Annotated in this window: 10 protein-coding genes; 1 reads left to right on the plus strand and 9 read right to left on the minus strand. The window is 70.6% G+C overall.

What is annotated here, in order from left to right:
- Positions 1 to 193: 193 nt before the first annotated feature.
- The 9 genes from VM636_RS05655 to ngcE form a co-directional block, all read right to left on the minus strand.
- On the minus strand, positions 194 to 1690 hold the full coding sequence (locus tag VM636_RS05655) for an amino acid permease (RefSeq protein ID WP_053913773.1): 1497 nt from the start codon (positions 1688 to 1690) through the stop codon (positions 194 to 196).
- 150 nt (positions 1691 to 1840) lie between these two features.
- Positions 1841 to 3796, minus strand: a complete 1956-nt coding sequence (dxs, locus tag VM636_RS05660; RefSeq protein WP_053913772.1) for a 1-deoxy-D-xylulose-5-phosphate synthase — start codon at positions 3794 to 3796, stop codon at positions 1841 to 1843.
- A gap of 267 nt (positions 3797 to 4063) precedes the next feature.
- Positions 4064 to 5356: a sugar ABC transporter permease gene (locus VM636_RS05665; protein WP_338483669.1), complete on the minus strand. Its 1293-nt coding sequence runs from the start codon at positions 5354 to 5356 to the stop codon at positions 4064 to 4066.
- Entirely contained in the window at positions 5353 to 6144 is a 792-nt protein-coding gene (locus VM636_RS05670; RefSeq protein WP_030420679.1) for an ATP-binding cassette domain-containing protein, read from the minus strand. The genes VM636_RS05665 and VM636_RS05670 overlap by 4 nt, the downstream gene beginning before the upstream one ends.
- A 196-nt stretch (positions 6145 to 6340) precedes the next feature.
- Positions 6341 to 7441, minus strand: coding sequence for a substrate-binding domain-containing protein (locus VM636_RS05675; RefSeq protein ID WP_053913771.1), 1101 nt, complete (start codon positions 7439 to 7441; stop codon positions 6341 to 6343).
- A 133-nt stretch (positions 7442 to 7574) separates the two neighbouring features.
- Positions 7575 to 8786, minus strand: a complete 1212-nt coding sequence (locus tag VM636_RS05680; RefSeq protein ID WP_030420677.1) for an ROK family transcriptional regulator — start codon at positions 8784 to 8786, stop codon at positions 7575 to 7577.
- 200 nt (positions 8787 to 8986) lie between these two features.
- Positions 8987 to 9904 (minus strand): carbohydrate ABC transporter permease, encoded by a 918-nt coding sequence (locus tag VM636_RS05685; protein ID WP_030420676.1) that lies wholly within the window; start codon positions 9902 to 9904, stop codon positions 8987 to 8989.
- 4 nt (positions 9905 to 9908) lie between these two features.
- The gene (locus VM636_RS05690) at positions 9909 to 10835 is read right to left on the minus strand and encodes a sugar ABC transporter permease (protein ID WP_030420675.1); all 927 of its coding nucleotides are present in this window, start codon (positions 10833 to 10835) and stop codon (positions 9909 to 9911) included.
- Between the two features lie 88 nt (positions 10836 to 10923).
- On the minus strand, positions 10924 to 12372 hold the full coding sequence (gene ngcE, locus VM636_RS05695; protein ID WP_030420674.1) for an N-acetylglucosamine/diacetylchitobiose ABC transporter substrate-binding protein: 1449 nt from the start codon (positions 12370 to 12372) through the stop codon (positions 10924 to 10926).
- A 414-nt stretch (positions 12373 to 12786) separates the two neighbouring features.
- On the opposite strand from ngcE, the gene VM636_RS05700 reads away from it, so the two are divergent.
- Positions 12787 to 16587, plus strand: coding sequence for a GH92 family glycosyl hydrolase (locus VM636_RS05700; RefSeq protein ID WP_338483675.1), 3801 nt, complete (start codon positions 12787 to 12789; stop codon positions 16585 to 16587).
- Positions 16588 to 16857: the final 270 nt, after the last annotated feature.

Genomic DNA, 16857 nt, shown 5'->3' on the forward strand with positions numbered 1-16857 from the left:
CGGCCGGGGGCACGCCGCCGCCCGGCGGGACGGCCCCGCCCTCACCCGCCCCGCGGCCGGTGAGGGCGGGCGCGGGCCCGCTCCACCCGCCCCGCAGGGCGCCCCCGGCGTCCGTCCCGGTCCCCCGGCCCGCCCTACGGACGTACAGCACCGCCGTCAGGAAACGGACCTACGGGGCCGGATCGTGGGCGGGCTACGGGCGTTCGGCGGGGGTGGACTCGCCGGTGGCGAGGCGGCTGTGCCGGCGGCCGTAGAGGAAGTACACGAAGAAGCCGATCGCCATCCAGATGGCGAAGCGGAGCCAGGTCTCGGCGGGCAGGTTGAGCATCAGCCACAGCGAGGCGCACACCGAGAGGATCGGCAGCGTCGGCACCAGCGGGGTGCGGAAGGCGCGCGGCAGGTCGGGCCGGGTGCGGCGCAGGATGACGACGCTGACGGCGACGACGACGAAGGCGAAGAGGGTGCCGATGTTCACCAGTTCGGCCAGCTCGCTCAGGCTGGTGAAGCCCGCGACGATCGCGATGACCACGCCGAGCAGGATGGTCGGGCGGTAGGGGGTGCGGAACCTCGGGTGGACCCGGGAGAAGAAGCGGGGCAGCAGTCCGTCACGGCTCATGGCGAAGAACACCCGGGTCTGGCCGAGGAGCAGGATCAGGCAGACCGTGGTGAGGCCGACGGCGGCGCCGAAGCTGATCACACCGGCGAAGAAGGGGTGCCCGGTGGCCTTGAAGGCGTCGGCGAGCGGGGCGTCCACGGACAGTTCGCTGTAGTGCTGCATGCCGGTGACGACGATGGAGACCGCGACGTACAGCGTGGTGCAGATCAGCAGGGAGCCGAGGATGCCGCGGGGCATGTCGCGCTGCGGGTTGCGGGTCTCCTCCGCGGCGGTGGCGACGATGTCGAAGCCGATGAAGGCGAAGAAGACCACGGAGGCGGCGGTGAAGATGCCCATCACGCCGAAGTTGGACGGGGCCCAGCCGAACATGAGCTGGATCAGCGGGGACTTCAGGTCGCCGCCCGCGGCCACCGGCTGCGCCTTCGGGATGAAGGGGTCGTAGTTGGCGCCCTTGACGAAGAAGGCCCCGGCGACGATCACGATGAGGACGACGGTCACCTTGATGGCGACGACGAGGGAGGTGACCCGCGCGGACAGCTTCATGCCGAGGACGAGGATGCCGGTGAGCACCAGCACCAGCGCGGCGGCGAGGATGTCGAAGCCGAAGCCCTGGGCGCCGTCCCGTCCGGCCAGCTCGGCCGGCATGTGCCAGCCCGCGTTCTCCAGCAGCGAGCGGATGTAGCCCGACCAGCCGACGGCCACCACCGCCGTGCCCAGCGCGAACTCCAGGACGAGGTCCCAGCCGATGATCCAGGCGGGCAGCTCGCCGAGGGAGGCGTAGGAGAAGGTGTAGGCGGAGCCGGCCACCGGGACCGTGGAGGCGAACTCGGCGTAGCAGAGCGCGGCCAGCGCGCAGACGACGCCGGCCACGACGAAGGCGAGGGCCACCGCGGGCCCGGCGTTGTCCTTGGCCACGGTGCCGGTCAGGACGAAGATGCCGGTGCCGATGATGACACCGACGCCGAACACGGTCAGGTCCAGCGCGGACAGGGATTTCTTGAGCGCGTGCTCCGGCTCCTCGGTGTCCTGGATGGACTGTTCGATCTTCTTGGTCCGGAAGAGAGAGTTGCTCACGGGGCCTCCACGCTGGGCGTCCTCGACATGATCGAGAGCGGGCGTAGTGCGTATGCCCCGCAGCGGCCGGATTCACGCGGATGGGCCGGTGCCACCACCGCAACGCGCGGTGGCACCGGCCCGTCGGCGGTACCTCGTGCCCGGTCGCGGTCAGTCGCGGGCGGCCTCCACCGGGTCGGGGGCGGCACCGGCGCGGCTCGTGCCGTTGGTCCGCAGGCGGGAGTGCGGGAGGCCGTCCAGCTTGGCGACGAGGCCGGTGACCTGGCGGGCGATGTCGGGCGCGGTGAGCCCGATCTCGGCCAGGACCTCGGCGCGGGAGGCGTGGTCGAGGAAGCGCGGCGGGATGCCGAAGTCGCGCAGCGGCACGTCCACACCCGCGTCGCGCAGCGCCTGGGCGACGGCGGAGCCGACCCCGCCGACGCGGATGTTGTCCTCGACGGTGACGACGACGCGGTGGCGGTCGGCGAGCGGGGCCATGGCCTCGTCGACGGGCTTGACCCAGCGGGGGTCGACGACGGTGGTGGAGATGCCCTGCTTGTCCAGGAGGCCGGCGACCTCCAGGCACATGGGGGCGAGGGCGCCCACGGAGACCAGCAGCACGTCCGGGGTCTCGGTGCCGGGGGCGCGCAGCACGTCCATGCCGCCGACGCGGCCGACGGCGGGTACGGCGGGGCCGACGGCGCCCTTGGAGAAGCGGACCACGGTCGGGGCGTCGTCGACGGCGACGGCCTCGCGGAGCTGGGCGCGGACCTGCTCGGCGTCGCGCGGGGCGGCGAGCCGCAGGCCGGGGACGACCTGGAGGATGGACATGTCCCACATGCCGTTGTGGGAGGCGCCGTCGGTGCCGGTGACGCCGGCCCGGTCCAGGACGAAGGTCACGCCGCACTTGTGCAGGGCCACGTCCATCAGCACCTGGTCGAAGGCCCGGTTGAGGAAGGTGGCGTACACGGCGAAGACGGGGTGGACGCCGGCGTGGGCGAGGCCCGCCGCGGAGACGGCGCCGTGCTGCTCGGCGATGCCGACGTCGTAGACCCGCTCGGGGAAGGCGCGGGCGAACTTGTCGAGGCCGACCGGCTGGAGCATGGCGGCGGTGATGGCGACGACGTCCTCGCGCTCCTCGCCGAGCTTGACCATCTCGTCGCCGAAGACGGAGGTCCAGTCGGCGCCGGAGCTGGCGATGGGCAGGCCGGTGTCCGGGTGGATCTTGCCGACGGCGTGGAAGCGGTCGGCCTCGTCCTGGAGGGCGGGCTGGTAGCCGCGGCCCTTCTCGGTGAGGCAGTGCACGATCACGGGACCGCCGAAGCGCTTGGCCCGGGTGAGGGCGGACTCCAGGGCCTCCAGGTCGTGGCCGTCGATGGGGCCGACGTACTTGAGGCCGAGGTCCTCGAAGAGGCCCTGCGGGGCGATGAAGTCCTTCAGGCCCTTCTTGGCGCCGTGCAGGGTGTCGTAGAGCGGTTTGCCGACGACCGGGGTGCGTTCCAGGAGGTCCTTGGTGCGGGCGAGGAAGCGCTCGTAGCCGTCGGTGGTGCGCAGGGTGGCCAGGTGGTTGGCGAGGCCGCCGATGGTGGGCGCGTAGGAGCGCTCGTTGTCGTTGACGACGATGACCAGGGGGCGGTCCTTGGCGTCGGCGATGTTGTTGAGCGCCTCCCAGGCCATGCCGCCGGTGAGGGCGCCGTCGCCGATGACCGCGACGACGTGCCGGTCCCGGCCCAGCACCTGGTTGGCCTTGGCGATGCCGTCGGCCCAGCCGAGGACGGTGGAGGCGTGGCTGTTCTCGATGACGTCGTGCTCGGACTCGGCCTGCGAGGGGTAGCCGGACAGGCCGCCCTTCATCTTCAGGCGGGAGAAGTCCTGCCGTCCGGTGAGCAGCTTGTGCACGTAGGACTGGTGGCCGGTGTCCCACAGCACCTTGTCGGCGGGCGAGTCGAAGACGCGGTGCAGAGCGAGGGTGAGCTCCACCACGCCCAGGTTGGGGCCGAGGTGGCCGCCGGTCTTGGCGACGGCGTCGACGAGGAAGGTGCGGATCTCCTCTGCCAGCCGGTCCAGCTCCTCCAGGCTGAGCCGGTCCAGATCGCGCGGTCCCCTGATGCGGGTCAGCAGCGGCACCCGTGCCTCCTTGCAATAGAGCTGATCGAGCTGTTACCGGGCGGGTCGAGTCTAATCTTCCGCTGCGCCGGAAGATGTCCGGGCGGTGCGTCGTACGTCACCCGTTCGGCTGTACCCAACAACGCCCCCTCCTACGACACGGGGGAGGCGCGCGGGAGGTTCCGGGCGCCCCCGTACGGGTGGTGCGGGCCGTGGGCACAGCGCTCCGCCCGCCGGTCCCCGGGGACGGGGACAGGCGGGCGGAGCGGACGGCACGGGTCGGCGCGGCTAGGCGCGGCCCGCCGTCTTCTGCGTCTTGCGGGTGACGGCGTCGATGACGACGGTCGCCAGCAGCACGCCGCCGGTGATCATGTACTGGACCGGCGAGGCGATGCCCTCCAGGGCGAGGCCGTACTGGATCGAGACGATGACCATGACACCCAGGAGGGCGTTCCAGGTGCGGCCGCGCCCGCCGAAGAGGGACGTGCCGCCGATGACGGCCGCGGCGATGACGTTCATCAGGAATTCACCGGTGCCCGCGCCCTGGTTGGCGGAGGCGATCTTCGAGGCGACGAAGAGGCCGCCGATCGCGGCGAAGGTGCCGGCGATGGCGAAGACCGAGATCCGGACCAGTTCCACGTTGATGCCGGCGCGGCGGGATGCCTCGACGCTGCCGCCGAGCGCGAAGACCTTGCGGCCGTAGGCGGTGCGGCGCAGCACGAAGTCCGTGAGCAGCAGGACCGCGAGGAAGATCACGACGGCCAGCGGCAGGCCCTTGTGCTGGTTGAAGACGATGGCGACGGCGAAGGCCAGGACGGCCAGCAGCACGGTGCGCACGATCGTCTCGCTCAGCGGGCGGGACGGCACCCCGGCGGCCTCGCGGCGGCGGTTGCCGAAGAAGGCGGTGAGGAAGTAGCCCGCCGTGACGACGACCGCGAGTCCGTAGGCGGCGGCCACGTCGCTGAAGTAGTGGCTGGTGAGCTGGGCGACCAGGCCCTCGGAGTCGAGGTTGATGGTGCCGTTGCTGCCGAGGATCTGGAGCATGAAGCCCTGCCAGAACAGCAGTCCGGCGAGGGTGACGGCGAAGGCGGGGACGCCGATGCGGGCGAAGAAGAAGCCGTGGATGGCGCCCGCGGCGGTGCCGGTGAGGATGGCCAGGACGAGGGCCAGGACCTCGTTCATCCCGTGGGTGACGCTGAGCACCGCGAAGGTGGCGCCCGCGACACCGCTGACCGAGCCGACCGACAGGTCGATCTCGCCGAGCAGCAGGACGAAGACGATGCCGACGGCGATCATGCCGGTGCCGACCATGGCGACCGACATGTCGGAGAAGTTGCCGGCGGTGAGGAAGTTGCCGTTCAGGCTGGTGAAGATGGCCCAGATGACCAGCAGGCCGATGACGACCGGTATCGACCCGAGGTCGCCGGCCTTCAGCTTCCGCTTGAACTCGCCGACGTAGCCGGCGAGGCCCTGCTCGCGCACGAGCAGCCGCGGGTCGACCGCGGTGACGGCGGCGGCTGCCGCCTCGGGGTTCTCCACCGCGGTTTCCTCGGCGGACGTGGAGGTCTTGTCGATGCTCACTTCCGGATCTCCCCATGGGTGCGCGCCGCACGACGGGTCACGGCGTTGTCCGTGGCGCCCGTGATGGCGGAGATGATCTCTTCCTGCGAGGTCGACCTGACCTCGAAGACGCCGTTGTTGCGGCCGAGGCGCAGCACGGCGACCTTGTCGGCGACGGCCTTCACATCGGCCATGTTGTGGCTGATGAGGATGACGGCGTGACCGCGTTCGCGCAGCCGTTCGACGAGGTCGAGGACCTGGGCGGTCTGCTCGACGCCGAGGGCGGCGGTGGGTTCGTCCAGGATGACCAGCTTGGGCTCGCCGAGCATGGAGCGGGCGATGGCCACGACCTGGCGCTGGCCTCCGGACAGGGAGGCGATCGGGATGCGGACGCTGGGTATCCGGATGGAGAGCGTGTCCAGCAGTTCCCGGGAGCGGCGCTCCATCTCGACCTCGTCGAGGACGCCACGCCTGCGGATCTCCCGGCCGAGGTAGAGGTTGCCGACGACGTCGATGTTGTCGCAGAGCGCGAGGTCCTGGTAGACCGTCGCGATGCCCAGGCTCTGGGCGTCGTTCGGCTTGTTGATCGTGACGGGCCTGCCGTCCCACTCGACGACGCCCTCGTCGATGGGATGCACGCCGGCGATCGTCTTGACCAGCGTGGACTTTCCGGCACCGTTGTCGCCGACCAGGGCGACCACCTCACCGGCGTGGACCTCAAGCTCGACGTCGGTGAGCGCCTGGACGGCACCGAATCGCTTGGAGACCCCGCGCAACGCCAGCACGGGCGTAGCGGACACGTGAACCATCTCCTTCGCCGCCTGACCCGGCGGGAGGTTGTGCAGCAGTTTGAGGGGGGTGTTCCGCCGGCGCCCCGCGGCGGAGCTTGCGGGGCTGTCGGTCTGCGGGGCGCCGGCGGAGTTCATGGCGGTCGCCGGGCCGTACGGGCGTCCGGTGCGGGCACCCGTACGGTCCGGCGGGCCCGTGACCGGGCCCGGGGACCGCTTACTTGAGGCCGGCCTTCTCGCAGGCGGCCTTGTACTTGTCCGTGCAGATCTCGTCGAGGGTGTAGTAACCCTCCTTGATGACGGTGTCGTTGACGTTGTCCTTGGTCAGCGAGACGACCGGGACGAGCACCGTCGGAATGCCCTTGTTGGTGGCGCTGTCGGCCTTGTCCTTGGCCATGTCCAGCGGCTCGCCCTTGGCGAGGGCGACGGCCATCTCGGCGGCGACCGCGGCCTCCTGCGGGTAGGACTTGTACACGCTCATGAACTGCTCGCCCGCGACGATGCGCTGCACGCCCGCGAGTTCGGCGTCCTGACCGGTGACCGGGATGTCGGCGATGCCCGCGGCCTTCAGCGCGGTGATGATGCCGCCCGCCATCCCGTCGTTGGCGGAGTAGACGCCGACGATCTTGTCCTTGCCGAGGGCGGAGATGGCGCCCTCCATGTTGGCGTTGGCGTTCTCCGGCTTCCACTCCTTGGTGTCGTACTCGCGGCCGATCTTGACCTTGCCGTCGAGGACGGAGTGGGCGCCTTCCTTGAACTGGGCGGCGTTGGGGTCGGTCGAGGAGCCGTTCATCATGACGATCTGGCCGTCCTTGGCCTTGTCGCCCAGCGCCTCCAGCAGGGCCTCGCCCTGCGTCTTGCCCACGGTCACGTTGTCGAACGAGGTGTAGGCGTCGATCGGGCCCTCGGCCAGGCGGTCGTAGGCGACGACCGGGATGCCGGCGTCCTTGGCCTTCTTCACCGAGCCGGCGATGGCCTTGGCGTCCACCGCGTCCACGACCAGCACGTCGACCTTGTTGGTCACCATGGTGTCGACCTGCTGGTTCTGCAGGCTGGCGTCCTGCTTGGCGTTGGCGTAGACGACCTTGCCCTTGTTGTTCGTCAGCTCCTTGACCTTCTTCTCGATCAAGGGCTTGTCGAACTTCTCGTACCGCGCGGTCTGGTTCTCCGGCAGGAGCAGGCCGACCGTGATGGCGTCGCCCTTCCCGGCGGGCGCGGCGGACGCGTCCTTCTTGTCGCCGGACTCCTTGGCACTGCCACAAGCGGCGAGCGAGACGGCCATCGCACCGGCGGCAACGGCGAAGGCGGCACGGCGCATACGCGTGTTCACTTCAGAAACCTCCCTGACGAGGCCGCGTCCTTGCGGCCGAGGTGGCTGGAAGTCAACTCGGCCACAGGTGCGACGTCAAGAAGTAAATCCTTAACGAGATGGCAACGGTGCCATCCGTTCTCTAAGTGAAGGCAGGAGCGGCTGTGGACAGCGACCCCGCGGCCGTCCCGTCCAAAAGCGTCGAATCACCCATCTCGCCGAGAGCGAGGGCGAGCGCGCCCAGCACCTCGGCCCGGCCGCCCAACGCCCCCGGGAGCACCGAGAGCTGGCGGGCGGCGCTGGGGATGGCGTAGCGGCCCACGGACTCCCTTATCGGCGCGAGGACCAGTTCGCCGGCCTCGGCGAGGTCCCCGCCGAGGACCACCCGGCTCGGGTTGAGCAGGTTGCACAGGTTGGCGACACCGCTGCCGATGTGGCGGCCCACGTCGGCGATGACCCGGCGGCAGCCGGGGTCGCCCTCCCGGGCCAGCCGGACCACGCCCTCCATCGTCAGGTCGCTGCCGTGGCTCGGCTGGAGCAGCGGCAGCACGTACCGCGCGGAGGCGAAGGTCTCCAGGCAGCCGCGGTTGCCGCAGCGGCAGACCGGTCCGGACTCGTCCAGGGTGATGTGCCCGATCTCGCCGGCGGTGCCCCCGGGGCCCCGGTAGATGGTGCCGTTGATCACGAGACCGGCGCCGACGCCGCTGGCGACCTTGATGTACGCCAGGTCCCGCACGCCCCGGCCGCTGCCCCAGACCAGTTCGCCGAGGGCGCCGAGGTTGGCGTCGTTGTCCACGTGCACCGGCACGCCGAGCCGCCCCCGCAGCTCCTCGGCGGGCCGGGTGCCGCCCCAGCCGGGCAGGATGGCGGTGGAGCCGAGGGTGCCGGACTCCACGTCGATCGGGCCGGGGACGCCCAGCCCCACCCCGGTGATCTTGTCCGGTTCGACGCCGGTCGCCGCGATCAGGCGGTTGACCAGCGCCTCCGCCCGGTCGAAGCCCTGGGTGGAGGAGGCGTCGACGTCGAGCGGCTCGGACTCCTCGGCGAGCACCTGGTGGGCGAGGTTCCCGACCGCGACGCGCAGGTGCGTGTGCCCGAAGTCCACGCCGATGACGATCCCGGCGTCCCCGCTCAGGGAGACGCTGCGGGCCCGCCGGCCGCCCGCCGAGGTGGGGGTGACCTCGACCGTCCCGCCCTCGCGCAGTTCGCGGACGATGTTGGAGACGGTCGCGGCGGACAGGCCCGTCGTCCGCGCGATCTCCGCCTGCGTGAGCGAACCGGCGAGCCGTACCGCTCGTACGACCCGTTCCAGGTTGGCTCGGTGCAGCGACGACTGCGACCCGGGAGTCTCCACGACGAACCTCCTGCGCGCGGGACCGCGTCGACGAGGCCCCGTCCATGTCCAACTAGTGAACTCTAAGCTGAGCCGTTCGGGTCGCCTCCCGTCAAGAGGTTGAACCTCATCCGGGTACCCGCCCCGGACGCGTCCATGCCGCCCCCGGGGCCGGGAGCGGCATGGCGGCGGGCGGTGCGGGCGGGCCGTTCGCGGCCGGCCTACTTCAGGGCGCCGGCCGTGAGACCGGTGACGACCTGGCGCTGGAAGACGATGTACGCGGCCAGTACGGGGAGCATGGCCATGACCAGTCCGGCGAAGAGGCCCGACCAGTCGCCCTTGTAGCCCTGGCTGACGGCGAGCTGCACGAGGCCCTGGGTGAGGACGTGCTTGTCCGGGTCGGTGTTGAGCACCGTGGGCAGCATGTACTGGTTCCACTGGCCCAGGAAGTTGAAGATCCCCACGCTGATCAGCCCCGGCTTGGCCATGGGCAGCATGACCTGGAAGAAGGTGCGGCTGTGCGAGGCGCCGTCGACGAAGGCGGCCTCCGCCACCGAGGTCGGCAGGGTGCGGAAGAACGCGGTCAGGAAGAAGACCGTGAAGGGCAGCGAGTAGGCGATGTAGACGAGGATCAGCCCGTGGATCGTGTTCAGCAGCCCCATGTTGTCCACCACGTAGAACAGGGGCACCAGGGCGAGCATGATCGGGAAGCTCATGCCGCCCACGAACAAGTAGTAGACGAACCGGTTGCCGGGGAAGTCGAAGCGGGCCAGCACGTAGGCGGCCATGGAGCCCAGCACCAGGGTGCCCACCAGCGAACCGCCCACCACCAGCGCGGTGTTGAGGAAGTAGTCGCTCATGTGGGCCTGGGACCAGGCCCGCGACCAGTTGTCGAAGCGCAGCCTGTCGGGCAGCGACCAGGGCGAGCCGAAGATGGCGGCGTCGTCCTTGAAAGAGGTCATCACCGCCCACACCAGCGGGAGGGCGACCATGATCGCCCAGATGACGAGGACGCCGTGGGAGAAGACGTTGAGGGTCGTGCCCTCCTTCCTCGCCGTCCGGGGCCCGGCGGCGCGGGCGCTCTTCGGGGCCGCGCCGGGGCCGGCGGGCGGGGACGCGGGGGTCTCGGTCGTCGTCATCTGCTCAGTACTCCAGCCGCTCGCGCCGGCCCAGCCGCATCACGACGGCCGCGAAGGCCAGCGTGACGACGAGCAGGGCGACGCCGATCGTGGTGGCGTAGGCGGCCTGACCGTCACGGAACGCCTTCTGGTACACGTACAGGACCATGACGGTGGTCGAGTAGTCCGGTCCGCCGGGCCCGGTCGTCATGATCTGCACGACCGCGAAGGACTCGGCCCCGAGCGCGAGGATGCCCATGTAGACCCAGCCGGACTGCACGGTGTCCCACAGCAGCGGCAGGGTGACCCTGAAGAAGGTCACGAAGCGGCTCGCCCCGTCCAGCAGCGCCGCCTCGTACAGCTCGACCGGGATCGAGGCCATGCCCGCGGAGAAGAGCACCACGAAGAAGCCGACCGTGGACCAGACGAGCACCGCCATCACGCACCACAGCGCGAGGTCCGGATCGCCGAGCCACAGCGGCTGGACCCCGTCGAGACCGATGCCGCGCAGCAGGGAGTTGACGGCTCCGCTGTCCGGGTTGTACGCGAACGCGAAGAGCAGGGCGACGATCGCGATGGAGAGCACCTGTGGGAAGAAGTAGACGATCTTGTAGAACCCGGAGCCGCGGACGCCGGTGATGGCCGGTCCCCCGCGGCGGCGCCGCCCGCCGACGTTGATCATGAAGGAGAGGAACAGCGCCAGGCCGAGGGTGACCAACGGCACCAGCAGGGCGAACATCACACTGTGCAGCAGCGACTTCCAGAAGATGTCGTCGTCGAGCATGCGGGAGTAGTTGTCGAAGCCGACCATCCGGAAGTCGGGGCTCAGTCCCGTCCAGTCCGTGAACGAGTAGTAGATGGACTGGACGAACGGCCACACGACGAAGAGCGTGTACAGCCCGAGGGGGACCGCGAGGAACCCCACGACGAAGCGGTATTTTCCGTGCTGCATTCCCAGGGCCTCCCCGGCCGAGCGCAGGCCGCGCCACCGGAACCGGCGCGGCGCGCCGCGCGCCTGCCGCCGGTCCGGTGACGCTTGCTCACTGGTGCTTGTAGTGCTTGACCGACGAGTCCTTGGCCGCCTCGTCGGCGAAGCCCTGGATCTTCTTGATCGCCTCGGCCGGGGTGAGCCGGCCGGCCATCATCTCGCCGAGGCCGGAGACGCCGATCTTCTCCTTCTGGAGCTGCACGTACCAGTCCTGGAGCCGCGGGTTCACCACGTTGTCGCCGGCCAGCTCCAGCGCCGCCACACCGGACTTGAGGCCCGGGGTCAGCTCGACGCCGTCGGTGCCGCCGTTGTACGCGGTCAGCGACTTCACCTTGCCGGTGAAGTTCTTCGAGGACTCCTCGCCGAGCATGATGCGCAACTGCTCCATGCCACCGGGGGCGTTGGCCGCCTTGGCGGGCACGATGAACGGCTCGCCGCCGGAGGCCCAGAGTGTGCCGAAGGGCATTTTGTCGCCGTCGTCCAGACCCGAGGGGGCCGAGACGGCCAGGTCGAAGTCGGCGGGGATGACGTTGGCGGACTCGTTCTCCACCCAGGAGCCGTTGGGGAGGAAGAGCGCCTTGCCCTTGGCCCAGGCGGTCTGCGACTGGATGTGGTCCAGTCCCGGGGTGCCCTTGAGCACGTACCCCTTGCGGTACAGCTCGTAGTACGCCTCGAAGCACGCCTTGACCGCGGGGTGCTTCCAGGCGTTCGGCTCCAGGTTGTCGATGGCGTCGAGCACTTCGGCGCCGCCGACCTTGCCGATCATCGGGTACAGCGAGAACGGGACGTAGTACGGGTACTTGCCCGCGTAGGTCCAGCCGGCGATCCCCTTCTTCTTCGCCTTCTCGCAGACCGCGAGCATCTCGTCCCAGGTCTTCGGGTACTCCGCGTCGAGCGAGGCGAGCGCCTTCTGCGAGTACCAGACGCCGTAGACGGTGTAGGCGTAGTAGAGGATCCACACCTTCTCGCCGTCGAACTGACCCATCTGCACGATGCCGGGGCGCAGGGTGTCGCGGACCTTCTTCGACGGGTCGTCGTAGGAGGGGGCGTCCAGCAGCGGGGTGAGGTCGGCGAGCTGGTTCTTGGAGACGAGCACGCCCATGTCCATCTGTTCCGCGCCGGAGTTGTCGATCAGGTCGGGCGGCGTGCCCTGGTTGAAACGCGGCTGGAGCGTCGACTGGATCTTCTGGGTGGCGGAGAACTTCGTCTTGGCGCCGGGGAAGTTGCTCTCGTAGACCTTGACCGCGTCCTCGGCGTACTCCTTGCCGAATCCGCCGTCGAAGAGCACGAATTCCATCGGGGCGGTCTCGTTCACGGCGAGGGGGTTCTTCGCGGTCTTCTTGCCCGCCCCGGCCTTCTTCTGGTCGTCCCCGCCACCGCTCGCACAGGCGGACAGGAAGCCCATGGCCGGTACGGAGATCAGTCCGAGCGCGGCGGACCGCTTGATCAGATCGCGGCGGCCGACACCGTCGGTACCGTTCTCGGCGGACATCGTTCCCATGCTCAAGTCCTCGCCTTCTCCAGGACTCAGGCGGTGCGCCGGATTCCTCCCGGCACCGCGTTCGGGTCACGCTGGGTCGTGCAGGAAGTGCGGATGTCGTGCTGTACGGGCGCCCTGGGCGACGGCCCACGGTTCCACCGGTGGCCGACAGGTATAGTCCACTTCCGGTCGACGGAGCAAGATCGAACGCAAGGTTCCCCCCACGTCTTTTCCGAGTTGAGACCTGACGGAAAAAAGGGCCCCCGAAGGCTGCCCCGAAGAAAATCCGGCATGCGTCCGCCCCGGATGCCGCAGTCAACACCCTTGACATCACAGGCCCCTTCACGCGCTACTGGTTCTTGCGCTCCAATCTGACAACGTTGTCCACTCCCCGGTGTCGCATATCCGGGGCAGGCGCACGGAGGGTGCGGGAACATGCGCTACAGAACTCGGCACAGATGGGGTCCGGCGGTCGTCACGGCGACCGCCTTCGCGTTGGCGGCGACGGCACAGGGGGCGGCGGTCGCGCTGCCGTCCGCGCCCGCCGCCCCCGCCCGGGAGTTCGCGTCCTCGTTCGAGGCGGACGACCCGGCACCGGACTGGACCGACACCGTCGACACCACCCGGGGCGGCGCCAAGCGCGCCTCCGGCGTCGACGGCGGCGACACCACGGGCATACCCGGCAACGTCACCGACCGGGTCACCGCGGTCCGGGCCAGCGCCGAGAACACCGCCGGCGGTGAGGTCAAGGAGAATCTCGTCGACGGCGAACCGGGCACCAAGTGGCTGGCGTTCGAGAAGACCGGCTGGGCCGAGTTCGACCTGGACCGGCCGACCACCGTGGCCCGGTACGCGCTGACCTCGGCCAACGACCACGCCGAACGCGACCCGGCCGACTGGACCCTCAAGGGCTCCGCGGACGGTGAGCAGTGGCGGACCCTCGACACCCGCTCCGGCCAGACCTTCGGGCAGCGCTTCCAGACGCGGACGTACGACCTCGCCGAGCCCGGCGAGTACCGGCACTTCCGGCTGGAGGTCACCCGCACCAACGGCGGGGACATCCTCCAGCTCGCCGACGTCCAGTTCTCCACCGGATCCGACGACACCACCGTCCCGCCGGACATGCTCACCCGCGTCGACCGGGGGCCGTCCGGCTCGCCGACCGCGAAGGCGAGGGCCGGCTTCACCGGCGTCCGGGCGCTGCGCTACGCCGGGCGGCACACCGCCGACGGGCGGGGGTACTCGTACAACAAGGTCTTCGACGTCGACGTCAAGGTCGACCGGCGCACCGAGCTGTCGTACAAGGTCTTCCCGTCGATGGCCGACGGCGACCTCGACTACGACGCGACCCACGTCTCCGTCGACCTCGCCTTCACCGACGGCACCTACCTGAGCGGGCTCGGCGCCACCGACCAGCACGGCTTCCCGCTGTCGCCGCGCGGCCAGGGCGACGCCAAGGTCCTCTACGTCAACCAGTGGAACAGCGTCACCTCGGCGATCGGCACGGTCGCGGCCGGCAAGACCGTGGACCGCGTCCTGGTCGCCTACGACTCCCCCAAGGGCCCGGCGAAGTTCCGCGGCTGGCTGGACGACGTGGCCATCCGGCGGGCCGAGCCCGAGCGTCCGAAGGCCCACCCGTCGGACCACGTGCTGACCACCCGCGGCACCCACTCCAGCGGCAGCTTCTCGCGGGGCAACACCATCCCCGCCACCGCCGTCCCGCACGGCTTCAACTTCTGGACCCCCGTCACCAACGCCGCCTCCACGAGCTGGCTCTACGAGTACGCGCGCGGCAACAACGCCGACAACCTGCCCACCCTCCAGGCGTTCTCGGCCAGCCACGAGCCGAGCCCGTGGATGGGCGACCGGCAGACCTTCCAGGTGATGCCCTCGGCCGCCGCCGGCACCCCCGCCACCGGCCGTGAGGCGCGGGCGCTGCCCTTCCGGCACGAGAACGAGACCGCCCGCCCGCACTACTACGGGGTGCGTTTCGAGAACGGCCTGAGGGCCGAGATGGCGCCGACCGACCACGCGGCGCTGCTCCGCTTCACCTATCCGGGCGACGACGCGAGCCTGGTCTTCGACAACGTCACGGACCGGGCCGGCCTGACCCTGGACCGGGAGAACGGCACCGTCAGCGGCTGGTCGGACGTCAAGTCCGGGCTCTCCACCGGCGCGACCCGGCTCTTCGTGTACGGCGAGTTCGACCGGAAGGCCACCGGGGGCGGCTCGGACGGCGCCACCGGCTGGCTGCGCTTCGACGCGGGCCGGGACCGCACCGTCACCCTGCGCCTGGCGACCTCGCTGATCGGCGTCGACCAGGCCAGGGACAACCTGCGCCAGGAGGCGCCGCGGGGCACCTCGTTCGAGAAGGTCCGCCGGGACGCCCAGCGGCAGTGGGACCGGCTGCTCGGCACCGTCGAGGTCGAGGGCGCCACGCGGGACCAGCTCACCACCCTGTACTCCAGCCTGTACCGGCTGTACCTGTACCCCAACTCCGGTTTCGAGCGGGTCGGCGGGAAGGACCGGTACGCCTCGCCGTTCTCCGAGGCGACGGGGCCGGACACGCCGACCCGCACCGGCGCGAAGGTCGTCGACGGCCGCGTGTACGTCAACAACGGCTTCTGGGACACCTACCGGACCACCTGGCCCGCGTACTCCTTCCTGACGCCGTCCACGGCGGGCGAACTGGTCGACGGCTTCGTGCAGCACTACAAGGACGGCGGCTGGACGTCGCGCTGGTCCTCCCCCGGCTACGCGGACCTGATGACCGGCACCTCCTCGGACGTCGCCTTCGCGGACGCCTACGTCAAGGGCGTGCGTTTCGACGCGGAGGCCGCCTACGACGCGGCGGTGAAGAACGCCACCGTCGTGCCCCCGTCCTCCGGCGTCGGCCGCAAGGGCATGGCCACCTCGCCCTTCCTCGGCTACACCTCCACCGAGACCCACGAGGGCCTGTCCTGGGCGCTGGAGGGCTACGTCAACGACTACGGCATCGCCAGGATGGGCGAAAAGCTGTACCGGGAGACCGGGGAGGAGCGCTACCGGGAGGAGTCCGCCTACTTCCTGAACCGGGCCCGCGACTACGTCCACCTCTTCGACGAGAAGGCCGGCTTCTTCCAGGGCAGGGACGCCGCGGGCCGCCGGCGCGTCGACTCCGACCGCTACGACCCGCGTGTGTGGGGGTACGACTACACGGAGACCAACGGCTGGGGCTACGCCTTCACCGCCCCGCAGGACAGCCGGGGCCTGGCCAACCTCTACGGCGGCCGGTCCGGCCTCGCCGACAAGCTCGACACCTACCTCGCCACGCCCGAGACGGCCGCCCCCGAGTTCGCCGGTTCCTACGGTGGTGTCATCCACGAGATGACCGAGGCGCGGGACGTGCGGATGGGCAACTACGGCCACTCCAACCAGGTGGCCCACCACGCGCTGTACATGTACGACGCGGCCGGGCAGCCGCACAAGACGCAGCGGAACGTCCGCGAGGTCCTCTCCCGGCTCTACACGGGCAGCGACATCGGGCAGGGCTACCACGGCGACGAGGACAACGGCGAGCAGTCGGCCTGGTACCTCTTCTCCGCGCTCGGCTTCTACCCGCTGGTGATGGGCGGCGGCGAGTACGCGATCGGCTCCCCGCTGTTCACCAAGGCCACCGTCCACCTGGAGAACGGCCGCACCCTGGTGGTCAAGGCGCCACAGAACAGCGCGAAGAACGTGTACGTGCAGGGCCTGAAGGTCAACGGCAAGCGCTGGGACTCCACCGCGCTCCCCCACGACCTGATCGCCCGGGGCGGGGTGCTGGAGTTCGCCATGGGCCCGCGGCCGTCCTCGTGGGGCACCGGTGAGAACGCCGCCCCGGTCTCCGTCACGCAGGACGACCGGGTGCCCGCCCCGCGCACCGACGCCCTCGTCCGGGGAGGCGCCCTCTTCGACGACACCTCCGCGACGGAGGCCGCCGCCGGCTCCGTGGACCTGCCGGTGAGCGGGCGGGTGAAGGCGGTCCAGTACACGCTGACCTCCCCCGCGGACCGGACCGCGGCGCCGTCCGGCTGGACGCTCCAGGGCTCCGACGACGGCACCACCTGGCGCACGCTCGACCGGCGCTCCGGCGAGTCCTTCGTCTGGGACCGGCAGACCCGGGCGTTCACGATCGCCTCGCCCGGCACGTACGACCGCTACCGCCTGGTGCTGGACGGCACGCACACCCTGGCGGAGGTGGAACTGCTCGCCTGATCCGGCGACTCCCCCACGGCGGGCTCCGGTCGCGGCCGGGGCCCGCCGCGCCCGCCCCGTCCCCGGGGGCCCGCACGAGGACCGGCGGGACCGCGACCGGGGGGGGCGGCGGGACCGGGGTTCTGGGCATCCCGTCGCCGGGCCGGCCTCCCCGCCTCCGGGCGGCTGGTCCGCGGCGCGGGTGCGAGGACGGGCGCCGTCCCGGACGAGGGGACCGTGCCGGCCCGGCCCGGGGCGCCCCGGTTCGCCGGGGAGCCCGCGCGCGGTGCC

This window comes from Streptomyces sp. SCSIO 75703 (assembly GCF_036607905.1).
Taxonomy (GTDB): Bacteria; Actinomycetota; Actinomycetes; order Streptomycetales; family Streptomycetaceae; genus Streptomyces.